We start from the raw sequence: 23,198 nt of genomic DNA, 5'->3' as shown, positions 1-23,198 counted from the left end.
CGGCGGCCGACGCCGACGCCCCGGATACCGACGGCCGCTACTCAGTCGTGCGGCGCCCGGCCGCTCACCCGGTGGTCCGCGTGGCTGAGGGCCTCCATGACCAGGCGGCGCAGGTGGCCGTCGGTGAGGCGGTAGTAGATGTGGCGGCCCTCGCGGCGGGTCTCGACCAGGCCCGCGAGGCGCAGCTTCGCCAGGTGCTGGCTGACTGCCGTGCGGGAGGCCTCGCAGCGGTCGGCCAGGGATCCCGCGTCCGCCTCCGCCAGGGCGAGCAGCCACAGCACGTGCAGCCGGGTCGTGTCCGAGAGCAGCGCGAACACCCGGGTCGCCTCGGTCAGGCGGGCGCCGTCCGGTTCGCGCAGGTGCGGGTCTCCCGGATGCGCGTCCGGCACGGCGGGGGCGGGGTCGCTTGCGGGCATGCGACCAGCCTAGAGCGGGCGGGCTTGAGACCCATCCTGTCAACATGTGCACAACTGCGCACATGAAGGCTAGACTCGACGGCACGGTGCGCCGCCCGCCCCCACCGCGACCGGGAGCCCCCATGCTGTCCGTCCTGCGCCATGCCGCCTACCGCCGCCTCTTCTCCGCCCAGGTCATCGCCCTCGTCGGCACCGGGCTCGCCACCGTCGCGCTCGGGCTGCTCGCGTACGACATCGCGGGGGCCGCCGCCGGTTCGGTGCTCGGGACCGCGCTCGGGATCAAGATGGTGGCGTACGTCCTGATCGCCCCCGCCGTCGACGCGGTCGCGGGACGGCTGCCGCGCCGGACGCTGATGGTGGGCGCCGATCTGACCCGCGCCGCCGTCGCCCTGTTCCTGCCGTTCGTCGGCCAGGTCTGGCAGGTGTACGTCCTGGTCTTCCTGCTGCAGGCCGCCTCGGCCGTCTTCACGCCGACGTTCCAGGCCGTCATCCCCGACGTCCTGCCCGAGGAGCGCGACTACACCCGGGCGCTGTCCCTCTCCCGGCTCGCCTACGACCTGGAGAACCTGTTCAGCCCCGCGCTCGCCGCCGTCCTCCTCTCCGTGATCACGTACAACTGGCTGTTCACCGGCACCGTCCTCGGGTTCCTCGCCTCGGCCGTCCTGGTGGTGTCCGCGGCGCTGCCGAAGCCGGGCGCGAGTCCGGGGCCGAACGCGGACGCGGCGCCGCGCACCGGAAGCGTGTACTCCAAGGCAACCGCCGGGACCCGGCTCTTCCTCGCCGTCCCCCGGCTGCGCTCCCTGCTCGCCCTCAACCTCGCCGTCGCGGCGGCCAGCGCCATGGTCACCGTCAACTCGGTCGTGTACGTACGTGACGTCCTCGGCCGGTCCGCCAGCGCGGTGCCGCTCGCGCTCGGCGCGTACGGTGCCGGGTCGATGGCCGTGGCCCTCGTGCTGCCCCGGGTCCTGGAACGGGTCGGGGACCGCGCCGTGATGCTGCGCGGCGGGCTCCTGCTCGGCGCCGTCTTCGCCGCGCTCGGCGCCGTCACGGCCGCGTCGGGCGGCGGTTGGCGGTGGCCCGCGCTGCTCGCGGCCTGGGCGGCGTTCGGCGCCGCGTCCTCGCTGGTGCTGACCCCGGCCGGGCGGCTCATCCGCCGCTCCGCGCCGCCGAGGGAACGTACCGCCGCCTTCGCCGCCCAGTTCTCGCTCTCGCACGCCTGCTGGCTGCTGACCTATCCTCTGGCCGGATGGCTGGGCGCGACGGCCGGTCTGGGCTGGGCGGTCGCGGTGCTCGGCGCGATCGCGCTGGGGGCGGGGACGGCGGCGGTGCGGCTGTGGACGCCGGGCCGCGACCTCGCCCTCAGGGGGCCTAGGTACACCCCCATGACGCCGCCTCGCCCTATGCCGCGAAGCCCGCGCTCGCAGCAGAGTTGAGGACATCGCACAGCACGTCGCACGGTACGTCCCCACCTCGGCGAACAGACGGACAGACGGACAAGAGGCCCACCATGACGATCGAAACTCTTCCCTACGCCACGGCCACCGCCACCGCCACCGCTCCGGCACCGAAGAAGGCTCCCTCGGCCTGGCGCGCCCCCTTCGCCGCCGCCACCTTCCGCGAGTTCGGGTACACCCTCACCTCACTCCCCATCGCCATCGCCGGATTCGTCTTCGCCGTCACGCTGTTCTCGCTCGGCGCGGGCCTCGCGGTCACGCTGCTCGGGCTGCCCGTGTTCGCGGTGATGCTGGCCGGGGCGCGCGGGCTCGGCGCAGTCGAGCGGCGGCGGGCTCGGGAGCGGCTCGGCCTGGACGTGGCAGAGCCCGCGCCCGTGCGGACGGCGGGCGGGGACAGCGGCTGGGCGCGGGTACGGGCGCGGCTCGCGGACGCGGCGGGCTGGAAGGCCCTGGTCTTCCAGGTCGTCATGTTCCCGTGGCGGGTGACGAGCTTCGTGCTCTCGCTGACGCTCTGGGTGACCGGCTGGGCGATCGCGCTGTTCCCCACGTACTCCTGGGTGTTCGAGCACTACCTCGACTGGCCGGGCTACCGCGTGTACGACTTCACCTCCGGCGGCGAGCACCACGCGTACTACATCGAGTCGCCCTGGCAGGTGGCGGGCGTCACGGCCGTGGGCTGGCTGCTCGTGCTGCTCACGCCGCTGGTCGTGCGCGCGCTCAACGGGGTGGACAAGGCGGCGGTCCGGTCGCTGCTGGGCAGGTGAGGCGGCACCGGGCGGGCCCGGCCCGCCCGCGTGGGCCCTACCCGCGTCAGCCCCACCCCCACGAGCACCACCGCCATCCCGCCCACCACCCGGGCACCGATCTCCTCCCCGAGGACCAGCGCCCCGAGCGCGACCGAGACGACCGGAAGCAGATAGCCGACCGTGGCCGCCGCGGTCGGCCCTTCGTCCGCGATGAGGCGGGAGTTGAGGTGGAAGGTGAGCCCGGTGCCGAAGACGCCCAGGACGACGACGGCGAGCACGCCGGTGAGGCTCGGCGCCGAGTCCGTGTGCGGGCTCGCGGGCAGGCCGAGGGTGGTCAGTCCGGTGGCCATCAGGAGCTGGGCGGCGGACAGGGCGAGCGGCGGGGTGCCGCGGCCGATGAGGTGCCGTGCCATGTACGCGAAGGCGACGGCGTAGCTGACGGCGGCGGCGAGCAGCGCGAGGGCGCCCGGGCTCATGAGCCCCGACTCCTGCCAGGGCGCGAAGATCAGCAGGGTGCCGCCGAAGCCGAGCAGCAGCCCGGCGAGCCGCTTCGGGCCGAGCCCCCGCTCCGTACCGAGCAAGAGCCCAAGTCCCAGTGACCACAGCGGAGTCGTGGCGTTCATGACGCCCGCGACGCCCGAGTCGACGGTCTGCTCGCCGATGCTGAACAGCAGGAACGGCAGCGCGTTGCAGAACAGGGCCGCCACGACCAGGTGGGCCCAGACGCGGCGCCCGCGCGGCAGCCGTTGGCGGGCCGCGCGGGCGAGGACGAGGAGCACGGCGGCGCCGAGCGCGCAGCGGACGACGGTCACGTGCAGCGGGGCGAGGCCGCCCTCCAGGGCGAGCTTGATCCACAGGAAGCTCGAGCCCCAGAGCAGGGCGAGGACGGCGATGCGCATGCGGGGCTCCAGGGTGGGTCGGGTCTGTACGTGGCCTACTCGACGTACATCGGCGGCGGCGTACGCACGTACTCGGCGTACGTCGCCGACGGTGCCGCGCTCCCACTCGTAAGACAAGCGAAAAGATCCGAAGCCAGACTTAAGCTGAACTGCATTCTGGGCGTAGGCTGGTGAGCATGCTCGACATGCGGCGCATGCAGATCCTGCGGGCGGTGGTCACGAGCGGCTCGGTCACCGCGGCGGCCCGGCACCTCGGGTACACCCCGTCCGCGGTCAGCCAGCAGATGGCGGCCCTGGAGCGGGAGGCGGGCACGCCGCTCCTGGAGCGGACCGGGCGCGGGGTGCGGCCCACGGACGCCGGGCGGCTGCTCGCCGACTGCGCGACCACGATCGGCCGGCACGTCGCGCAGGCGGAGACGGCGCTCGCGGATCTGCGGGCCGGGCGGACGGGACGGATCTCGGTACGTTATTTCGCCACCGCGGGCGCCCGTCTCGTCGCCCCCGCGCTGGCCCGGCTGCGCCGCGAACACCCGGGCGTGCAGGCCGAGTTGCGCCTCAGTGACCCGGACGACCCGCTGCCCGAGGTGAAGGCGGGCCGCACGGACGCGGCGCTGGTGGTACGCCGCCATGACGCGCCCCCGGTCGACGGCGTCCGCTTCGTCCACCTCCTGGACGACCGCTACCGCGCCGTGCTCCCCCGCGCCCATCCGCTCGCCGCGCACCCGGTCCTCCGGCTCACCGACCTGGCCGACGAGCCCTGGGTGGGCAGCGAGTTGCCCGGTCCGTGCCTGGACGCCGTGCTCGACGCGTGCGGGGCGGCCGGCTTCACGCCGGACTTCGTGGTGGAGAGCGGGGACTACGCGACGGCGCAGGGGTTCGTGGCCGCGGGGGTCGGCGTGGCGCTGGTCCCGGAGATGGGGCTTGCGGCCCCCGCGAGCGTGGACCTCGCGGACGGCCACCCCGAGTTGGCCGTCCGCGAGGTCCACGACCCCGAGCCGGTGCGGTCGATCTGGGCGGCGGTCCGGGCTACGGCGCCCGGGGGGCCGGTGCTGGGGGAGTTTCTGTACGCCCTGCGCGAGGCGGCGGCCGTAGTGGCCGCTGCGCCACCGGTGCCGTCACCCGGTCCCCGGAACCGTTGACCCCGGGGCCCCGGACGCCGTTGCCCCCGGGGCACCCGGGACGCCCTTGACCCCGGGGGCACCCCGGACGTCCTGGCCCCCGGCCACTCTGGAGTGCCGAACCGTCGGCCCCGTCGCGCCGTGCGGCAACCCTGCCGCCGCCGCTCCGCGGCGGCTTCTCCCACCCACCCGCCCGCTTCTGTCGGCCCCGAGGTGCCGCCGGGGACGGGGCGGGCCGCCCGAGCTGTGGGGCCCACGATGCCGCCGGGGGACGGGGTCAGCCGCCCGTTTCTGTCGGCCCCGAGGTGCCGCCGGGGACGGGGCGGGCCGCCCGAGCTGTGGGGCCCACGATGCCGCCGGGGGACGGGGTCGGCCGCCCGTTTCTGTTGGCCTTGAGGTGCCGCCGGGGACAGGGCGGGCCGCCCGAGCTGTCGGCCCCAAGGTGCCGCCGGGGACGGGGCGGGCCACCCGAGCTGTCGGCCCCAAGGTGCCGCCCGGGGGCGGGGCGGGGCCGCCCGAGCTGTGGGGCCCGCGGTGCCGCCCGGGGACAGGACCGGCCGCCCGTTCTGTCGGCCTCGAGGCGCCGCCCGGAGACGGCCCGGCCGCCTGTTCCTGTCGGCGCCGAGGTACTGCCGGAGACGGGCCCGGCCACCCGAGCCTTAGGCCCCAACGTGCCGCCGGGGACTGGCCCGGCCGCCCGAGCTGTGGCCCCGCTGAAGCCGTCGCACCGCACAGCACCACCCATCCCCCGAGCGGGACTTGGTCCGCCCCGTCCCGGACCCCTTATCCGACGTCCCGCAGCAGCAGTGCCGCGAGCGCGAGTGACGTCCCGTGGGAGTTGGTGAGGTCCAGGCCGGTCAGCGTTGCGATGCGGGACAGGCGGTTGTCGACCGTGTTCGGGTGCAGGCTGAGCAGGCGGGCAGTGGCGCGGCGGTCCTGGCGCAGCTTCAGGTACGTACGCAGTGTTTCCAGCAACTCCGGCCGCCCGGCGACGGGTTCGAGGAGCGCGGCTATGCGGTCGCTGCCCGCGCTGGGGCGCGAGAGGTGGTATTCGAGGAGTACGTCCTCCAGCCGGTGCGGGCCGGGCGGGCGGCCGCACGCGCGGGCGACGCGGATGATCTCCTCGGTGGTGCGGGCCGCTTCCGGTATGCCGGACGGCGCGGCGGCCGAGGCGGCGGCGAGGCGCAGGCCGGGGCCGCAGAGGCCGCGCAACTCCCCGGCCAGGCGCTCCAGTTGCGCGGCGGTTGCTTCCTCGCCTGGCTCCTGGGGCACCTCGGGCTCGCCGGGCATCCCTGAGTTCCCGGGTGCCCCGAGTACCCCGGCCTCCCTGGACACCCCGGCCTTCCTGGACACCTCGGTGTCGCAGGACATCCCGGCGTCGCAGGACACCCCGGGCCTCCGGGACACCCCGGGCTCCCCGTGCATCCCTGAGTTCCCGGGCTTCCCTGAGTCCCAAGGCACCCCGGACCCGCCGGGCACCCGAGGGCCCCTAGGCACCCCAGCTGCCCCAAGCAGCCTGGGCCCCCCAACCGCCCCAGGCACCCCGAACATCCCAGACACCCTCACCACCCCCGGCACCAACACATGCCCGCCACCCCCATCCACCAGCATCAGCACCTGTCTGCCGAAGGTCCGGTCGAGGGTGGACTGGAGGCGGCGCACTAGGCGGCGTACCGCGACGGGGGCCGTGTTCGCCCCCAGCCGTGCCCCGTCGTCGAGGCGCAGGCACAGGACGAGCGCGGGCCCGGCGAACCCCGCGGCCGCGGCGCCCGGCGCGGGCGTTCCGTCGAGCAGCGCGCGGGCCAGCGTGCGCCGTTCCTCGCGCCGCTCGGCCGCGATGGCGGCCTGTTCGTCGAGGTAGGTCTCGGTCACGGCCGTGACCACGCGCCGCTGGGCGGCGAAGAGGTAGTCGCTGAGTTCGGCGAGCGCGGACGCCTCGGCGGGCCCGGCCGCGTCGCGCAGCGCCCGCCACAGCACGTGCGCGCCCAAGCAGTGGGTGCCGAGGAGGAGATGCAGGGGCATGCCCTCGTCGGCGCGCTGGGCGGCGCGCTCGCGGAACAGGTCGTAGCCGGGCGGAGCGCCCGCGCGCGCGGTGTGCCGGTCGCCCGCGGCCCGGTCGAGGAAGAGCCGCAGGCCGTGCCGTGCGGTCGCGGCGATCTCGACGTCCTTCACGTCGGCGGGCAGGGCCGCGTATCCGGGCAGCCGCTCGAAGGCCTCGCGGGCCATGCGGCGGGCGAGTTCGTTGACGCGGGGCTCGCAGCGGGCCGCGAGGGCGCGCGCGGCGGGACTCAGCACGGGAAACGGATCGGCCCCACCCTGGCGGCTGCCACGACCCTCACGGCCGCCACCCCGGTCGCCCCGGCCGCCAAGCCCCTCACGACCGCCCCCGCCCTGGTCCTCGTACGACGTCATCGCCCTCACCCCTGCCCGGCCGGTGACCGTCACAGTAGTGACCGAGCAGCGGCCCGGCGACGTCCCCCCGGAACGAGATCCTCACCCGCCCCGCCCGGAGGGGGCCCGCCCCTCAAACCAACGAGACCAACTCCCGATACTCCGCACTCCAAAGATCCTCGGTGCCGTCGGGCAGGACGAGGACGCGGTCGGGGCGCAGGGCGGCGAGGGCGCCCTCGTCGTGGGTGACCATCACGATCGCTCCGGGGTACGTGCCCACGGCGCCGAGGACCTCGTCGCGCGAGGCGGGATCGAGGTTGTTGGTGGGCTCGTCGAGCAGCAGCACATTGGCGCCGGAGTGCACGAGCCCGGCCAGGGCGAGGCGGGTCTTCTCGCCGCCGGAGAGCACCTTGGCGGGCTTGTCCACCTCGTCACCGCGGAACAGGAAGGCGCCGAGGACCTGCCGCACCTCGCCGTCCGTCAGCTGCGGCGCGGCGGCGGCAAGGTTGCCCCGTACGGTCAAGTCCCCGTCCAGGGTGTCGTGTTCCTGCCCGAAGTACCCGAGGCGCAGCCCGTGCCCCCGCACGACCCGCCCCGCGTCCGGCGTCTCGCGCCCGGCGAGCACCCGCAACAGTGTGGTCTTGCCGGCCCCGTTGAACCCGAGCACCACCAACCGACTGCCGCGGTCCACAGCAAGATCGACGCCGTTGAGCACCCGCACAGCCCCGTAGGCCTTCTCCAGCCGTACCGCGCCCAGCGGCATCCGCCCGCAGGGGGCGGGCTCGGGCAGCCGGATGCGCGCGACCTTCTCACCGCGCCGCACGGGCTCGGTCCCGGCGAGCAACTTGTCGGCGCGGCGCGCCATGTTCTTGGCGACGGTGGCGGTGGCGACGTGGGAGCGCATCTTGTCGGCCTGGGTCTTCAGGGCGGCGGCCTTACGCTCGGCGTTGGCGCGCTCGCGGGCACGCCGCCGGTCGTCGGCGGCGCGCTGGGCGAGATAGGCGTGCCAGGTGGTGTTGTGTACGTCGAGCGCGGCACGGGCCGGATCCAGATGAAAGACGCGATTGACGACATCGCCCAGCAGCCCGACATCATGACTGACCATCACCACACCCCCCGGATAGCCGCCGAGGAACCCGCGCAGCCACTCCACGGAATCCCGGTCGAGGTGGTTGGTGGGCTCGTCGAGCAGCAAGATGTCATGTCGCGAGAACAGCATCCGGGCAAGCTCGACCCGGCGCCGCTGCCCGCCCGACAACTCGCCCACCGCCTGCGCGAGCACCCGTTCGGGCAGCCCGAGCCCGGCGGCGACGCGGGCGGCCTCGGCCTCGGCGGCGTACCCGCCCCGGGCCTGGAACTCGTCGTCGGCGCGGGCGTAGGCGGCCATGGCGGCACGATCGTGACCGCCCTCGGCCATGGCGGCCTCGGCGGCCCGCAGCGCACGCACCGCCCGATCGAGGCCGCGCGCGGACAGGATGCGGTCGGTGACGGTGGCGGCGGGGTCCGAGGGGGCAGGGTCCTGGGCGAGATACCCCAGCGAACCGGTACGGCTGACGCACCCGGCGGCACAGGGGGCCTGCCCGGCAAGCGCCTTCAGAAGGGTGGTCTTGCCGGCGCCGTTGCGCCCGACGAGGCCGACGCGGTCACCGGGACCGACGTGGAAGGAGACACCGGACAGCAGGGTCCGGGCGCCGACGCACAGGTCGACGTCACGTACAGAAATCACAGGGAAACGCTCCGCAACAGCGAAAGGACACACGGGTGACGTGAGGGCGTGTGTCCTGGCTAGGAGATGCGGGGCGTAGACATGCCCCCGAGGCTAGGCACCCCAGACCGCACACGCACCCGAATTTCTCCCCCTGCGAACCAGTCACTCCCGCGAGATGATCGCCCCATGAACGCGAACACCAACGCCACCCTCCACCTCGCCCAGCAAAAAGAGGCCGACGCGCTCCTGAGCCGCAGTCCGCTGGCCGCGCTGGTCGGGATGCTCCTGGACCAGCAGGTGCCCATGGAGTGGGCGTTCGCGGGCCCGTACACGATCGCGCAACGCATGGGCGCAGACGACCTCGACGCCCACGACATCACTGCCTACGACCCCGACTCCTTCGCCGAACTCCTGTCGGCCAAGCCGGCCGTGCACCGCTATCCCGGCGCGATGGCCGGACGGGTCCAAAAGCTCTGCCAATTCCTGGTGGAGCACTACGACGGGGACGCGGAGGCAGTCTGGCGGGACGTGACCGACGGCAAAGAGCTGCTGCGGCGCCTCACCGACCTCCCCGGTTTCGGGAAGCAGAAGGCCCAGATCTTCCTGGCCCTGCTGGGCAAGCAACTAGGCGTACGCCCCTCCGGCTGGCGGGAGGCGGCGGGGGCGTACGGCGAACCGAAGGCGTACCGGTCCGTGGCGGACATCACGGGCCCGGAGTCCCTCCAGAAGGTCCGCACCCACAAACAGGAAATGAAGGCGGCGGCGAAAGCCGCCAAAAACTAACCCGCAACCCCCACCGGACGGACACCCGAGCCCGCAACCCCACCGGAGGGAAAGCCGCCAACGAACCGGAGGGGACGTGCCGGTATGTCCGCGCGCAGCTCGCCCGACCACGCCGTCCGTACCGACAACGTTTCTGGCGCCCCAGGCGCGAGCACGGACATACCGGCGCGGCCCCGCCCCACAACCGAACAATGGGCGGCGCAACCCCCACAAAGGGAAAGCCGCTACCGGCGACGACGGGCGGTCCCAAAAACCGACCGGGAGATCTCCCGACCAATCTGCGTACCCATGGACCGCAGCAACGACTTGAACATCCCGCTGCCGACCACCTGCTCAACAACAGACCCCCCACCACCCTTCGCCTGCTCCCGCTCCCGCTCCCGCGGAGCCTCCGCGCCCGCCGGGGCCTCCGCAGGAGCTCGCGCACTCAACTTCTCGTACGCAGACTCCCGGTCCACAGCCTCCGCATACCGCCCGTGCAGCGGCGACTCCCGGATGGCCCGCTCCAGCGCCCCCGCCTCCACCGGCCCCATCAGCGACTGCGGCGCCCGCAGCCGCGTGACCGCGACGGGCGTGGGCGCGCCCTTCTCGCTGAGGACGGTGACGACGGCCTCCCCCGTGCCGAGACCGGTGAGCGTCTCCTCCAGGTCGTACGCGGAGTTCGGGAACGTACGGACAGTGGCCTTGAGGGCCTTCTCGTCTTCCGGTGTGAAGGCGCGCAGTGCGTGCTGCACCCGGTTGCCGAGCTGCGCGAGGACGTCGGCGGGCACGTCCTTCGGGGTCTGGGTGACAAAAAAGACGCCGACGCCCTTGGACCGAATGAGCCGCACGGTCTGAGTGATCGACTCCAGGAAGGCCTTGGAGGCGCCGCTGAACAGCAGGTGGGCCTCGTCGAAGAAGAAGACGAGCTTGGGCTTGTCGAGATCTCCGACCTCAGGAAGATCGTGGTACAGGTCGGCGAGGAGCCACATCAAAAAGGTGGAGAAAAGAGCAGGCTTGTCCTGCACGGAGGGAAGTTCAAGTACGGAGACCAGCCCACCCCCCTCCGCCGCGCCCCGCAGCAACTCACTGGTGTCGAACTCCGGCTCCCCGAAGAAGTCCCCCATCCCCTGCGCCTCGAACGAGGTCAGCGCCCGCAGGATGACCCCGGCGGTGGCGGTGGAGAGCCCGCCGATGTTCTTGAGCTCGGGCTTGCCCTCGTCGGAGGTGAGGAACGCGACGACGGCGCGCAGGTCCTTCAGGTCGACGAGTTCGAGGCCCTTCTGGTCGGCGTAGTGGAAGATCAGCCCGAGCGACTGCTCCTGGGTCTGGTTGAGCTGGAGCACCTTGGAGAGCAGGAGCGGCCCGAAGCTGGTGATGGTGGCCCGCACCGGGATGCCGACGCCCATGCCGCCGAGGGCGTAGAACTCGCAGGGGAACCCGCGGGGTTCCCACGCCTGCCCCACGTCCCGCGCCCGCGCGGTGACTTTGTCGTTCACCGCGCCCGGCGCGGAGATGCCGGAGACGTCGCCCTTGATGTCGGCCAGGAAGACGGGCACGCCCTGGACGGAGAGCTGTTCGGCGATGAGCTGAAGGGTCTTGGTCTTGCCGGTGCCGGTGGCACCGGCGACGAGGCCGTGCCGGTTGAGCATGGGGAGCGGAATCCGCACCTGGGCGTCCGGGTGGCACTGCCCGTCCCACAACAGGGCACCGAGATCGAGCGCGGGCCCACCGAAGGCGTACCCGGCAACGATCGCGGCGGCCTCCGGGGGCAACGCGTCCGCCACGGCGCCACCGCCGGACGCGGCCGCCCCACCGCCGGACGGCACCGCACCACCGCCGGACGCGGCCACCCCACCCCCGGTGGGCGTCACCCCGGCACCGGACACGGACTCGTTCGGGGGATTCCCGCCCTCGGGTGTGGACGGCATCGGCTGGCTGTCGCTCACTTCGACCCCTGCTCCCGGCTTGAGAGTTTCCGGTTTGCCCCGGTTTCCGGCGGCATTTCCCAGGGTCACACTCGGCCGCCGAGGCTGCGCCCGGAGAGCCTTGACCGGTAGGCTTTCCGTGTGATCTTCAAGCGCATCGGAAACGGCCGGCCGTACCCCGACCACGGCCGGGAAAGCACCCGGCAGTGGGCGGACGTCGCGCCGCGCCCGGTCCGCCTCGATCAGCTCGTGACGACCAAGGGCCAGCTCGATCTGGAAACGCTGCTGGCCGAGGACTCCACGTTCTACGGCGACCTCTTCGCGCACGTCGTGAAGTGGCAGGGCGACCTGTACCTGGAGGACGGACTGCACCGCGCCGTCCGCGCCGCGCTCCAGCAGCGCCAGGTGCTGCACGCCCGCGTGCTCGAACTGGGCTGATCCGCCCCCGGCCCGGTCCGCATTGGCCCTTTCGGGTTGGCCTGGCCGCCGATCGGGTCGGACTGGCCACCGAGCAATGATCATTTAGTAGGCATCGCCGCCGCACAGCACTACGCTGCGCCCATGAGCATGCTCACTCCCCCCGGCATGGGCGGCAAGTACCGCATCACGGGGGACAAATACCCGCGTATGCGCCGCCCGCGCGGCCGTCGCCGGATCGTGCTCGCGGCCGTCGCGTCGCTCGCCGTGGCAGGCCTGCTCGGCTGGGGCAGCCTGCAGCTCATCGACGTGTTCACCGGCGACGACAAGGCGTCGGCGGCGGGCGGGACGAAGGACTGCGCGACGAAGAAGGCACCGGCGGACCCCGCGCGGCAGGCCAAGCAGAAACCTCTCCCCAAGCCGGGCCAGATCACCGTCAACGTCTTCAACGCGACCCCGCGCAGCGGCCTCGCCAAGGACGCGGCCGACGAGCTGAAGAAGCGCGGCTTCGCCATCGGCAAGGTGGGCAACGCGACGGAGGCGTTCGACAAGAAGGTCGAGGGCCCCGGGATAGTGCTCGGCGCGAAATCGGCCACCGACACCGCGCTGCCGGTGCTCGGCACCCAGGTCGCGGGCGCCGAGAAGCAGACGGACACCCGCAAGGGCGGGGAGGTCGACCTGATCCTCGGCAGCCGGTTCAAGGACCTGGCGAAGAAGGAGGACGCCGACAGGGCCATGGCGGCACTGGCCAAGCCCGAGCGGACACCCGAAAAAGCGGAGTCGACCGACGGCAAGAACTGCTGAGACCCCAGGCCTCAGCAGAACAGAACGAGCCGACGCCACAGAACAGCGAGCGGCCCCGCAGAACAAAGCGGACCAACCCGGGACCCGATCGGGCCCCCGGGACCAGCCCGAGACCAAACCGGACCCCCGGGACCAGCCCGACCACCGCCCGCCCAGACGTACCCCGAGGCGCTACTCGGCGGCCCCGCACATCCCGGCGTACCGCCGTACTACTCCGCGGCCCCGTACATCCGGTCCCCCGCGTCGCCGAGCCCCGGCACGATGTACCCGTTCTCGTTGAGCTGCTCGTCCACCGCCGCCGTCACCACGGTCACCGGCGTCCCCGCCAGCTCCCGTTCCATGACCTCGACGCCCTCGGGGGCGGCGAGGAGCACGACGGCGGTCACGTCGTCCGCGCCGCGCTTGATCAGCTCCTGGATCGCGGCGACCAGCGTGCCGCCGGTGGCCAGCATCGGGTCGAGGACGTACACCTGACGGCCGGAGAGGTCCTCGGGCATGCGGGTCGCGTACGTGGACGCCTGCAGCGTCTCCTCGTTGCGGATCATGCCGAGGAAGCCGACCTCCGCGGTCGGCAGGAGCCGGACCATGCCGTCGAGCATGCCGAGACCGGCGCGCAGGATCGGCACGACCAGCGGCCGCGGATGCGAGAGCTTGACGCCGGTGGTCCGGGTCACCGGGGTGTCGATGTCGACCTGCTCGGTGCGCACGTCCCGGGTGGCCTCGTACGCGAGCAGGGTGACCAGCTCGTCGGCCAGGCGCCGGAAGGTCGGGGAGTCGGTGCGCTTGTCGCGCAGCGTGGTGAGTTTGTGCGCCACCAGCGGGTGGTCGACGACGTGGATCCGCATTGTTCAACAGTAACCGGGCGAACTGGCCCCCCGATCCCCCCGCGGGCCTCCTGATCCCCCGCTGTGGCATCAATCCCGGCCACAGAGGGAAGGTGGACGTACGAACTGGGGTGGTGTGGCCGATGCCCGACCGGGAAGCACGCGAGACCGACGCCGAGCGACGCAGGCGCCGGGCCCAGTTCCTGCACGAGCTCGCCGAGGCCCGCGAGCTGCGGGCCCGGGTGACACCGCGCCGCGCCCGGGCGGCCAGACTGCGACAGGCGATGCGTATGCGTACGTTCCGCTGGTAGCCGCGAGGGGGCCGCGGCGCGCACGCGGCCTGTGATTCGAAACGCGACGCGGACACAGCGGCCGGAAGACCTCTCCTGGAGCCGTTGTTTCTGCCACGATTCCGAGTGGGCGGGGCTTGGAACAGCACTCCCGCCCCCGACGTCCGCCGGGGGGATCCCCAACCGGCGCCTATGAACAGTGGGAGAGTCACGGTGTACTTCGCCGCACTGCTCGCGCGCACCGAAGACGGGTGGGAAGCGAGCGACACGGAGCTCGACAATGTGGAGACCCTGTCGGATCTGACCGACCTGGCCCGGGAGCACCGGGACGAGGTCGAGGCCGACGACACGGTGCTCGTCTTCATCGAACAGGAAGACGCCTGGTTCGGCGTCGTCCGGGTGGACGGTGAGGACGACCCGCGCGTGTACGTCTCGGACGCGGCCGCCGCCGCCCGCAGCGCCTACGGCGAGATCCTGCTCACCGACGAGATGCTGGGCCGCGACCCGGACGACTCGGCGGACGACCTGGACGCGCTCGACCTCGACGGCACGGAGGACGGCGAGTCCGAGGCCGACGACGAGCCGGACGGGGCGGAGGCCACGGGCGACGCCGTGCCGGCGGGGCCGCTCGGGGACACGGAGATCCTCAGCGACCTCGGCGTGCCGGAGAAGGACCTGCTCGGTCTGGAGAGCGGCGACGCGCTCAACGAGATCGCCGACATCCTCGGAGCCGCGGAGGTCCTCGAAACCGTCCGTTAAGTAAGTTCGCTGTGTGACACAACTCCCAGATCCGGTACGAGACCGCTGGCGGGCGCCGATGCGGATCGCCCTGGACGAGGCCGAACGGGCCGTCCGGGGCGGTGACGTGCCCGTCGGCGCTGTCGTGCTGTCCGTGGACGGCGAGACGGTCCTGGCCACCGGGCACAACGAACGCGAGGCCGCCGCCGACCCGACCGCCCACGCGGAGGTGCTCGCGCTGCGCCGGGCCGCGGCGAAGCTCGGCTCGTGGCGGCTGCCCGGCTGCACGCTCGTCGTCACGCTGGAGCCGTGCGTGATGTGCGCGGGCGCGCTGCAGCAGTCCCGGGTGGACCGGGTGGTGTACGGCGCCCGTGACGCCAAGGCCGGTGCCGCGGGCTCCCTGTGGGACCTGCTGCGCGACCGGCGGCTCAACCACCGGCCCGAGGTGATCGAAGGCGTCCTCGCCGAGGACTGCGCGCGGCTCCTCACGAGCTTCTTCCGCGACCGCGGCACCCCGCCCCCCGGGGCATAGCCCAAACGGATTTCAGAGCACGGCCCACCTTGGGCTAGGATCTCTCTCGGTAGCGTGTCCGAGCGGCCGAAGGAGCTCGCCTCGAAAGCGAGTGTGGCGCAAGTCACCGAGGGTTCAAATCCCTCCGCTACCGCTCTTGATTGAAGGGCCCCGTCCACACGGACGGGGCCCTTCACTTTTCGGCCCTAGGCACGGAAAAACCCCGGCGCCGCCATGGCACCGGGGCCTTCTCCCGATAGGACGGGGGAAGCGGCATCGGGGGGACAAGCCGCTTCCCCCGATGAGGACCGGAACTCACAAGTCAACGCCGTCACCGGGGGAAGCGGACGGCGCGGACCCCGCAGTGGAGTCCAGTCCCGCGCCCGGTGATTCCTGCCAGATCCGCCGGGCTCACCACCCATCCTGCTCCTCGTCAATCCGCGAACCCGCAGTCCAAGGGCCTGTGCCGCCGGGTCATTGGTCCTTAAAAACCAGGTGAGTTCGGGCCACGTTAGACTCGCCCGGCACAGGCGGAACAAACCGCGGAACAAGCGGCCCACGGGGTGGGGATGAGTACGGGGATGAGCGGGCTAGGGGAGGCCACAGCGTGAAGGACCCGAAGAAGATCGTTCTCTTCGTGCTCGTGGTGTTCGTCCTGTACGTGATCATCACCGACCCGGAAAAGGCCGCGGACTACGTCCAGGTAGGGTTCGAGGGCATTTCGAACGCCGCCAACGCCATCGGCGACTTCATGACGTGGGTCGCCAACGGCGGCAAGGACGACTGACCGCCGTACCGTCCGGCAGCCGGGCAGCCGGGCAGCCGGGCAGCCCGGCGGCCCGACTGCCCGACCCGCTGGGAGCGCCCGTGATCCGCCATCTGGTCCTCTTCAAGCTCAACGACGGCGTCGAGCGCGACGACCCGCGCGTCGTCGCCGCCGCCAAGGCCTTCGAGGAGCTCGGCGGGCTCATCCCCGAGCTGCGGTTCTGGGAGTGCGGCTGGAACATCTCCGAGCGGCCCATCGCGTACGACTACGCCATCAACTCGGCCGTCGACGACAGCGATGCGCTGGTGCGGTACCTGGAGCACCCGGCCCACCAGGCGGGTGTCGCGCCGTGGCGCGAGTTCGCCACGTGGGTGATCGCCGACTACGAGTTCTGACCCGCGCGGGCCCTTCCCCACGGGCCCCGCACGCGAGAACTTCCCGAGGCCCCGCACCGGAATGGTGCGGGGCCTCTTCGCGTCTTCTGCCCCAACTTGCCGCTCAACACGGAGTTATCGGGTGCTTGCACACAGTGCACATGTCTTGTGATGCTATGACCGCTTTTGACGGATGAGTTGACCGAGATCGACCGAGCTTGACCGAGCTCTGCCGGACTCGCGGGAGAAGGGGTGGCGTTGACCGTGCCGGCCAGTTCTGCGCCCGAAGCCCCCGAGGTGCCGCCCGCGAAGGCGCCGAGCACCCGGGGCGCCGACACCCGCGCCCTCACCCAGGTCCTGTTCGCCCAGCTCAAGGAGCTCGAGCCGGGCACCGCCGAGCACAGCAGGGTGCGCGGGGCGCTCATCGAGGCGAACCTGCCCCTGGTCCGGTACGCCGCCGCCCGCTTCCGCAGCCGCAACGAGCCGATGGAGGACGTCGTCCAGGTCGGCACCATCGGGCTCATCAACGCCATCGACCGCTTCGACCCCGACCGCGGCGTGCAGTTCCCGACCTTCGCCATGCCCACCGTCGTCGGCGAGATCAAGCGGTACTTCCGCGACAACGTGCGCACCGTCCACGTACCGAGGCGGCTGCACGAGCTGTGGGTGCAGGTCACCGGGGCGACCGAGGACCTGACCACGGCCTTCGGGCGCTCGCCCACCACCGCCGAGATCGCCGAGCGGCTGCGGATCACCGAGGAGGAGGTGCTCTCCTGCATCGAGGCCGGACGCTCGTACCACGCGACGTCCCTGGAGGCCGCGCAGGAGGGCGACGGGCTGCCCGGCCTCGTCGACCGGCTCGGGTACGAGGATCCGGCCCTGGACGGCGTGGAGCACCGCGATCTCGTACGGCATCTGCTCGTCCAACTGCCCGAGCGGGAACAGCGGATCCTGCTGCTGCGCTACTACAGCAATCTGACCCAGTCACAGATCAGCGCGGAATTGGGCGTTTCCCAGATGCATGTGTCACGACTGCTGGCCAGAAGCTTCGCGCGGCTTCGGTCCGCAAATCGGATCGAGGCGTAACCGTATCGGGTGGAACAGTCTTTTGGCCGTTACCGACGGAGTCGGGGCCGAAAAAGTCTCAGACCCCCTCTTTCCTGCACGGACGTCACCCTCACTTGTCGACAAGTCACTACAGCGTGTTGCCGACATGTGACATTCTGCTGGAACCGCGTTTGCCGGGGCCCCACCGCCGGTATTCAGGTGGAGGCTGCGTTCCTTCGGCGGAGCGCCGGCCGCGACCGTCCGCGACCTCAAGGGGGTGGCATGTCCGCAGACCAGGGCAGCTCGAAGGTGCTCACGCTCACGCTCGAAGACAGTGCGAGCGAATCAGCGCCCGACGCGCTCAACGGTTCCGAGGCCGTATCCCCGGCCCCGGGAGCCATCGACACCCGCACCCTGTCCCGCTCCCTCTTCCTGCGGCTCGCCGCGCTCGACCAGGACAGCCCCGAGCGTGCCTACGTCAGAGACACCCTGATCGAGCTCAACCTCCCCCTCGTTCGGTACGCGGCGGCGCGCTTCCGCAGCCGCAACGAACCGATGGAGGACATCGTCCAGGTCGGCACCATCGGCCTGATCAAGGCGATCGACCGCTTCGACTGCGAACGCGGCGTGGAGTTCCCGACGTTCGCGATGCCGACCGTCGTCGGTGAGATCAAGCGCTTCTTCCGGGACACCAGTTGGTCCGTGCGCGTGCCGCGCCGGCTCCAGGAGCTGCGGCTCGCCCTGACGAAGGCCAGCGACGACCTGGCCCAGCGCCTGGACCGCTCGCCCACGGTGCCCGAACTGGCCGCCGTGCTCGGCGTGTCCGAGGAGGACGTGGTCGACGGCCTCGCCGTCGGCAACGCGTACACCGCCTCCTCGCTCGACTCGCCCGCCCCCGAGGACGACGGCGGCGAGGGCTCCCTCGCGGACCGCCTCGGGTACGAGGACTCGGCCCTGGAGGGCGTCGAGTACCGCGAGTCCCTGAAGCCGCTCCTCGCCAAGCTGCCACCGCGCGAGCGCCGCATCATCATGCTGCGGTTCTTCGCGAACATGACGCAGTCGCAGATCGGCGAGGAGGTCGGCATCTCGCAGATGCACGTCTCACGGCTGCTCACGCGGACGCTGGCGCAGCTGCGGGAAGGGCTGATCGGCGACTGACCGGGTCGGCGGGGGGTCGCGCGACCGCTCCGGCCGATCGTGCGACCGCTCCGGCGGGTCGTGCGGCCGTTCCGGCGGGTCGCGTGGCCGTTCCGGTGGATCGCGTGACTGTTCCGATGGATCGCGCGGATTCCTGCTGACAGGGTTCCTAATTGACGGGGCGTCAGCCACACTGGCGCGATGCTTCGTGGTGCGTGGAGAGGCGGACGTGGCCGCCGGGGCGCGATGGCAGGCGCCTCGGCGGCGCTGCTGTGCCTGGGCGGCCTGCTTGCCGCCTGCGGCGGCGACGGACGCGACGGCTATGTGGCCACCGGTGCGGCCGGGAACGGCCCGGAGAAGAGCCGTGGCGAGGCCGTGGCACCCAGCGGGGACGTGGAGTACGTGCCGCTGGACGGCCGGCCTTCCGGGAAGCCGTCCGGCGGGCCCGGCGGCAAGCCCTCCCGGGGAGGCGGCGAGGGCGGCGACGCGGGCGCCAGAGCCGAGGGCGACGGCAACGGCCCGGGGTCCGGCGGCAGTTCGGGGGCAACACCAGGACCGGACGACAAGTCGCCCGACAGCGGCGGGGTTTCACGCCCGACGGACACACCGGGCGGCGCGCCACCGGACCGTGGCGGCGACGACAACGACGGGGACGGCGAGGGCAACGAGGGCGCCCGCCCCGGCACCCCGGGCGGCGAGAAACCGCACTCGCCGTCGGCGCCGTCCGCCCCCGGCACCAGCGCCCCGCCCGGCCCCGCCGCCCTCAAGGTCGGCGAGCCCCGGCGCGCGCCCGCGGAAAAGCGCTGGTGCGAGGACGTGACCGTCAGCTTCCGCAACACCGGTGGCTCAGCGGTGCGTTCGGGCCGCGTCACGTTCGGTACGCACATCATCGGCGCCCTCGGCGTGGACTGGGGGACCATCGAGTCCACGCGGAAGCTCCCGGCGCCCATCGGGGCCGGGAAGACCGTCAAGAAGACTTGGCCGATTTGTGTCGACTGGTGGCGCGTTCCGCTCGGCATGCACGTCGAGACGCGCGACGTCGACGTGGAGTGGAAGTAGCCGATCAAGCCGGCCTGATCAGCGGGACCGTTACTTCAGCGCCAGCCAGGCGACCGCGGCCACGATCACGACCGCCGCGATCACGCCGACGATGAGGCCGATGCGGGGGCCCGCCGGGGCCGCCGCCTGCCGCTGGGCGCCGCGGCCGCCCTGCGGCGCCTCGTCGACGAAGGCGCGGAACATCTGGGTGGAGCCCGCCGGGTCCGGCTGGCCCTCGGGGCCCTGGGGAGCATGGGGGTTGTGTGCCATGGAGCAGGACCCTAGGGCATGCCCGATGGGTCCTGCCAGCGTCGCGGTGCCTGGCACGCACGTCTGCGGCGTTGTCGTCGGTTGCCGACGCTCCGCGTCGACGCCCTCCTCCGCCTTGCAGCCGCACGCACCAGACACCGCTCGGCCCCACAGACAGGCACCCGGAACACAGCCGACCGGACCCATCGGACACGCCCTAGCGAATCCCCGCCGCCCGGCCCAACCCCCGCTGACCGGCGACTTTACGGGTGGGCTCCGAGACCTTTGCCAGGCCTTTAGGCCGTTGGTCCGGTTTTAGTTTGCCTGCGGCAACCAACTGTCTTTATGGTTGCCCTAAGCAACGAAAGTGAGGGTGGGTCCGTGGCCGCACAGCGTGAATACGAGGAGCTGGCCCGCCAGCTCAGCGCCATCGGCGCCGTGAAGCGCGGCCTCGGCCGTGGCCTGCCCGCGGACTGCCCGGGCGGCTCCGCCGCCGTGCTCACGCTGCTGCAGCGGCACGGCGAGATGCGGATGAGCAGGCTCGCCGAGCTGCTCGCCGTCGACATGTCGGTGACCAGCCGCCATGTCGCGCACGTCGCGGAGCGCGGCTGGATCGACCGGGCCCCCGACCCCGCGGACAAGCGCTCGCGCATCCTGCGGCTCACGCCCGCGGGCGAGGTCAAGTTCGCGGAGCTGTCCGAGCTGTCCATGCGGACGCTCGCCCACTACCTGCACGACTGGTCCGACGACGACGTCGGCTCGTTGAGCGCGTTGCTCGCGCGCCTGCGTGCCAGCTTCGGGGACTGCCGCGCGGCTTCGGCCCGGCTTCCCGAGACCTCGCACGCGACCGAGGAAGCAACCCGTACACCCGCGTGAGTACGCCTCGTACATCCGCGTGAGAACAACCCGTACACCCGCGTAAGAACCAGGAAAAGGAAGCCCATGGCAACATCCACACCGGCCGGTGTGCGGGGCGCCCATGCCAAGCACGGAGCGCACGGAGGGCACGGCGGCGGCGCCGACGGTGCGCCGATGTCGCACCGGCAGATCATGGAGGCGCTCTCCGGCCTCCTGCTCGGCATGTTCGTCGCGATCCTGTCGTCGACGATCGTCTCCAACGCCCTGCCCGAGATCATCGGTGACCTCGGCGGCGGCCAGTCCGCCTACACCTGGGTCGTCACCGCCGCGCTGCTGTCGATGACGGCGAGCACCCCGCTGTGGGGCAAGCTCTCCGACCTGTTCAGCAAGAAGGCGCTCGTCCAGATAGCCCTGGTCATCTATGTGCTCGGCTCGGTCGTGGCCGGTCTCTCGCAGAACGCCGGGATGCTGATCGCCTGCCGCGTGGTGCAGGGCATCGGCGTCGGCGGTCTGTCGGCGCTCGCCCAGATCGTCATGGCCGCGATGATCGCCCCGCGCGAGCGCGGCCGTTACTCCGGCTACCTCGGCGCGACCTTCGCCGTCGCCACCGTCGGCGGCCCGCTCCTCGGCGGTGTCATCACCGACACCTCGTGGCTCGGCTGGCGCTGGTGCTTCTACGTCGGCGTGCCGTTCGCGATCATCGCCCTGATCGTGCTGCAGAAGACCCTGAAGCTGCCCGTCATGAAGCGGGAAGTGAAGGTCGACTGGGGCGGCGCCTTCTTCATCACGGCCGCCGTCTCGCTGCTCCTGGTGTGGGTGACGTTCGCGGGCTCCGGCTCCGGCAAGAAGTACGAGTGGCTGTCGTGGCAGACGTACTCGATGGTGGGCGGCGCGATCGTGCTCGGCCTGCTGTTCCTGCTCGTCGAGTCCAGGGCGAGCGAGCCGATCATCCCGCTGCGGCTGTTCCGCAACCGCACCATCACGCTGGCCTCGATCGCCTCGCTGTTCGTGGGTGTCGCGATGTTCACGGGCACCGTGTTCTTCAGCCAGTACTTCCAGCTGGCGCGCGGCAAGTCGCCGACGATGTCCGGGGTCATGACGATCCCGATGATCGCGGGGCTGTTCGTCTCGTCCACCGTCTCGGGGCAGTTGATCACCAAGACGGGCCGGTGGAAGGCCTGGCTGGTCAGCGGTGGTGTGCTGCTGACCGCCGGTCTGGGGCTTCTCGGCACCATGCGGTACGACACCGCGTACTGGCACATCGCCTGCTACATGGCCCTGATGGGCCTCGGCATCGGCATGATGATGCAGAACCTGGTGCTGTGCACGCAGAACCAGGTCGCGCCCGAGGACATCGGCGCCGCCAGCTCCGTCGTCACCTTCTTCCGGTCCCTCGGCGGCGCCATGGGCGTCTCCGCGCTCGGCTCCGTGATGGCCACGCGCATCACCGACTACGTCAAGGACGGCCTCGCCGACCTCGGTCCGAAGGGCGCAGCGGCAGGGCACGGCGGCACCGGCGGGGGCGGCATCCCCGACCTGGACGCGCTGCCCGCGCCGCTGCGGACCGTGATGGAGAGCGCCTACGGCCACGGCATCGCGGACGTGTTCCTGATCGCCGCGCCGATCGCGTTCGCCGCGTTCCTCGTGACGCTGTTCATCAAGGAGGTGCCGCTGAGGACGGCGGGGGCGGCGGCGCAGATCGCCGAGTCGTCCTCCCCCGCTCCCGCGGCGGCCCCCGCCGTCTCGGCCGCCTCCGCCGCCGCCCCGGTCGCGCCTGTCGCCGACGAGCCCGTGCTCGCCTCCGTGGCCGCGCACACCGGGACCGGCCCCGAGGGCACCCAGCGGCTCGCCGCCGTGGCGTCCGTCGCGGGCGCGGGCTCCGGTGACGCGTCCGCGCAGGCCACCGGTGGCGTCCCGGTCCGCGGCTTCGTCCGCGGCGCCGAGAGCGCGCCCGTGCCGCGGGCCGCGGTCACGCTGATCTCGCTCGGCGGGCGGCAGGTGGGCCGGGCGGTCGCCCAGGACGACGGCTCGTACGCGGTGGACGCGCCCGGCGCCGGTTCGTACGTCCTCATCGCCTCCGCCGACGGCTTCCAGCCGCAGGCCTCGACCGTCGTGGTCGGCGAGGAGCCCCTCGCGTACGACCTGCTGCTCAGCGGCACCAGCGGGCTCAGCGGGCTCGTGCGCACCGCCGACGCCAAGCTGCCCGTGGCAGGGGCGATGGTCGTCGTGACCGATGTGCGCGGCGACGTGCTCGCCACCGGGACCTCCGGTGAACAGGGCGACTTCGCCTTCGCCGAGCTGGTGCCCGGGCCCGTGACCGTCGCCGTGAACGCGGCGGGTCACCGGCCGGTGGCGCTGCCCGTCGAGGTGTCCGGCGTGGGCGTCACCCGCGTCGAGGTCGAACTGCGCTCCGGCGCGCGGGTGCTCGGCACCGTGCGGGCCGCGGGCGAGCCGCTGAACGACGCGCGCGTCACCCTCGTCGACGCGGCCGGCAATGTCGTGGCCACCGCCACGACCGGTGCGGACGGCGAGTACGCCTTCACCGACCTGGACGGCGGCGAGTACACGGTCATCGCGACCGGGTACCCGCCCGTCGCCACCGGCCTGACGGTCGGGGGCACCGGCGGCGACGGCGGCAGCGTCGTCGGGCACGACATCGAACTCGCCCACCCGGGCGAGTAGTTGACCCCGCCCTGGGGCCGCGCTTCGAGCGGACGCGGCCC

At 72.3% G+C, this 23,198-nt stretch carries 22 protein-coding genes, 1 tRNA gene and 1 pseudogene; 17 read left to right on the top strand and 7 right to left on the bottom strand.

Annotation, left to right across the window (positions count from 1 at the left end):
• Positions 1–41 precede the first annotated feature (41 nt).
• Complete coding sequence (locus AC0KTA_RS19525; protein WP_481049507.1) at positions 42–416, bottom strand: ArsR/SmtB family transcription factor; 375 nt, start codon at positions 414–416, stop codon at positions 42–44.
• Between the two features lie 122 nt (positions 417–538).
• On the opposite strand from AC0KTA_RS19525, the gene AC0KTA_RS19520 reads away from it, so the two are divergent.
• Both AC0KTA_RS19520 and AC0KTA_RS19515 read left to right on the top strand, forming a co-directional pair.
• Positions 539–1,849 carry an MFS transporter gene (locus tag AC0KTA_RS19520; protein ID WP_481056488.1) on the top strand — a complete coding sequence of 437 codons (1,311 nt, stop codon included), beginning with the start codon at positions 539–541 and terminating at the stop codon, positions 1,847–1,849.
• Positions 1,850–1,923: 74 nt separating this feature from the next.
• Positions 1,924–2,565, top strand: a pseudogene (locus AC0KTA_RS19515) (sensor domain-containing protein); the annotation flags it as partial.
• Here the strand turns inward: AC0KTA_RS19515 and AC0KTA_RS19510 are convergent.
• A complete protein-coding gene (locus tag AC0KTA_RS19510) occupies positions 2,502–3,515 on the bottom strand; it encodes a DMT family transporter (protein WP_481056487.1) in 1,014 nt (337 codons plus the stop codon). The pseudogene AC0KTA_RS19515 and the gene AC0KTA_RS19510 sit on opposite strands and share 64 nt — an antisense overlap.
• Before the next feature lie 176 nt (positions 3,516–3,691).
• On the opposite strand from AC0KTA_RS19510, the gene AC0KTA_RS19505 reads away from it, so the two are divergent.
• A complete protein-coding gene (locus AC0KTA_RS19505) occupies positions 3,692–4,654 on the top strand; it encodes a LysR family transcriptional regulator (protein WP_481049506.1) in 963 nt (320 codons plus the stop codon).
• A 762-nt stretch (positions 4,655–5,416) separates the two neighbouring features.
• On the opposite strand, the gene AC0KTA_RS19500 is transcribed toward AC0KTA_RS19505, so the two are convergent.
• Together AC0KTA_RS19500 and AC0KTA_RS19495 are read right to left on the bottom strand one after the other, a co-directional pair.
• Positions 5,417–7,045 (bottom strand): PucR family transcriptional regulator, encoded by a 1,629-nt coding sequence (locus AC0KTA_RS19500; protein ID WP_481049505.1) that lies wholly within the window; start codon positions 7,043–7,045, stop codon positions 5,417–5,419.
• Between the two features lie 112 nt (positions 7,046–7,157).
• The gene (locus AC0KTA_RS19495) at positions 7,158–8,750 is read right to left on the bottom strand and encodes an ABC-F family ATP-binding cassette domain-containing protein (RefSeq protein WP_481049504.1); all 1,593 of its coding nucleotides are present in this window, start codon (positions 8,748–8,750) and stop codon (positions 7,158–7,160) included.
• Between the two features lie 168 nt (positions 8,751–8,918).
• Between AC0KTA_RS19495 and AC0KTA_RS19490 the strand changes: the two genes are divergently transcribed.
• Positions 8,919–9,515 carry an HhH-GPD-type base excision DNA repair protein gene (locus tag AC0KTA_RS19490; protein ID WP_481049503.1) on the top strand — a complete coding sequence of 199 codons (597 nt, stop codon included), beginning with the start codon at positions 8,919–8,921 and terminating at the stop codon, positions 9,513–9,515.
• A 224-nt stretch (positions 9,516–9,739) separates the two neighbouring features.
• Here the strand turns inward: AC0KTA_RS19490 and AC0KTA_RS19485 are convergent, their stop codons facing one another.
• The gene (locus tag AC0KTA_RS19485; protein ID WP_481049502.1) at positions 9,740–11,443 is read right to left on the bottom strand and encodes a helicase HerA-like domain-containing protein; all 1,704 of its coding nucleotides are present in this window, start codon (positions 11,441–11,443) and stop codon (positions 9,740–9,742) included.
• Between the two features lie 120 nt (positions 11,444–11,563).
• Between AC0KTA_RS19485 and AC0KTA_RS19480 the strand changes: the two genes are divergently transcribed.
• The gene (locus tag AC0KTA_RS19480) at positions 11,564–11,860 is read left to right on the top strand and encodes a type II toxin-antitoxin system VapB family antitoxin (RefSeq protein ID WP_003955420.1); all 297 of its coding nucleotides are present in this window, start codon (positions 11,564–11,566) and stop codon (positions 11,858–11,860) included.
• Positions 11,861–11,983: 123 nt separating this feature from the next.
• Positions 11,984–12,643, top strand: coding sequence for a LytR C-terminal domain-containing protein (locus AC0KTA_RS19475; RefSeq protein WP_481049501.1), 660 nt, complete (start codon positions 11,984–11,986; stop codon positions 12,641–12,643).
• Positions 12,644–12,852: 209 nt separating this feature from the next.
• Here AC0KTA_RS19475 and upp read toward each other — a convergent pair whose 3' ends face one another.
• Complete coding sequence (gene upp, locus AC0KTA_RS19470) at positions 12,853–13,488, bottom strand: uracil phosphoribosyltransferase (RefSeq protein WP_481049500.1); 636 nt, start codon at positions 13,486–13,488, stop codon at positions 12,853–12,855.
• A 92-nt stretch (positions 13,489–13,580) separates the two neighbouring features.
• Between upp and AC0KTA_RS19465 the strand changes: the two genes are divergently transcribed.
• The 9 genes from AC0KTA_RS19465 (at position 13,581) to AC0KTA_RS19425 (ending at position 19,389) form a co-directional block, all read left to right on the top strand.
• On the top strand, positions 13,581–13,778 hold the full coding sequence (locus AC0KTA_RS19465; protein ID WP_189731691.1) for a hypothetical protein: 198 nt from the start codon (positions 13,581–13,583) through the stop codon (positions 13,776–13,778).
• A 192-nt stretch (positions 13,779–13,970) separates the two neighbouring features.
• A complete protein-coding gene (locus AC0KTA_RS19460) occupies positions 13,971–14,516 on the top strand; it encodes a tRNA adenosine deaminase-associated protein (RefSeq protein WP_481056486.1) in 546 nt (181 codons plus the stop codon).
• 58 nt (positions 14,517–14,574) lie between these two features.
• Positions 14,575–15,027 carry a tRNA adenosine(34) deaminase TadA gene (gene tadA / locus AC0KTA_RS19455; RefSeq protein ID WP_481056485.1) on the top strand — a complete coding sequence of 151 codons (453 nt, stop codon included), beginning with the start codon at positions 14,575–14,577 and terminating at the stop codon, positions 15,025–15,027.
• A gap of 48 nt (positions 15,028–15,075) precedes the next feature.
• Positions 15,076–15,160, top strand: a tRNA-Ser gene (locus AC0KTA_RS19450).
• Between the two features lie 453 nt (positions 15,161–15,613).
• Positions 15,614–15,793 carry a hypothetical protein gene (locus tag AC0KTA_RS19445; RefSeq protein ID WP_481049499.1) on the top strand — a complete coding sequence of 60 codons (180 nt, stop codon included), beginning with the start codon at positions 15,614–15,616 and terminating at the stop codon, positions 15,791–15,793.
• 80 nt (positions 15,794–15,873) lie between these two features.
• Positions 15,874–16,167: a Dabb family protein gene (locus AC0KTA_RS19440; protein WP_481049498.1), complete on the top strand. Its 294-nt coding sequence runs from the start codon at positions 15,874–15,876 to the stop codon at positions 16,165–16,167.
• 231 nt (positions 16,168–16,398) lie between these two features.
• A complete protein-coding gene (locus tag AC0KTA_RS19435; RefSeq protein ID WP_481049497.1) occupies positions 16,399–17,232 on the top strand; it encodes an RNA polymerase sigma factor SigF in 834 nt (277 codons plus the stop codon).
• A gap of 243 nt (positions 17,233–17,475) precedes the next feature.
• On the top strand, positions 17,476–18,351 hold the full coding sequence (locus AC0KTA_RS19430; protein WP_481049496.1) for an RNA polymerase sigma factor SigF: 876 nt from the start codon (positions 17,476–17,478) through the stop codon (positions 18,349–18,351).
• A gap of 225 nt (positions 18,352–18,576) precedes the next feature.
• Positions 18,577–19,389 (top strand): hypothetical protein, encoded by an 813-nt coding sequence (locus tag AC0KTA_RS19425; RefSeq protein ID WP_481049495.1) that lies wholly within the window; start codon positions 18,577–18,579, stop codon positions 19,387–19,389.
• A gap of 30 nt (positions 19,390–19,419) precedes the next feature.
• Here the strand turns inward: AC0KTA_RS19425 and AC0KTA_RS19420 are convergent, their stop codons facing one another.
• Positions 19,420–19,638: a hypothetical protein gene (locus tag AC0KTA_RS19420; protein WP_481049494.1), complete on the bottom strand. Its 219-nt coding sequence runs from the start codon at positions 19,636–19,638 to the stop codon at positions 19,420–19,422.
• A gap of 360 nt (positions 19,639–19,998) precedes the next feature.
• Here AC0KTA_RS19420 and AC0KTA_RS19415 point away from each other — a divergent pair, with 360 nt between their 5' ends.
• Both AC0KTA_RS19415 and AC0KTA_RS19410 read left to right on the top strand, forming a co-directional pair.
• Positions 19,999–20,493: a MarR family winged helix-turn-helix transcriptional regulator gene (locus tag AC0KTA_RS19415; RefSeq protein ID WP_481049493.1), complete on the top strand. Its 495-nt coding sequence runs from the start codon at positions 19,999–20,001 to the stop codon at positions 20,491–20,493.
• 156 nt (positions 20,494–20,649) lie between these two features.
• Positions 20,650–23,157 carry an MFS transporter gene (locus tag AC0KTA_RS19410; protein ID WP_481056484.1) on the top strand — a complete coding sequence of 836 codons (2,508 nt, stop codon included), beginning with the start codon at positions 20,650–20,652 and terminating at the stop codon, positions 23,155–23,157.
• The last annotated feature ends 41 nt before the right edge of the window (positions 23,158–23,198 follow it).

This window comes from Streptomyces sp. Y309 (genome assembly GCF_056712025.1).
Note: the sequence above shows the minus strand (reverse complement) of the source record. Positions and strands in the feature narration are given on the sequence as shown.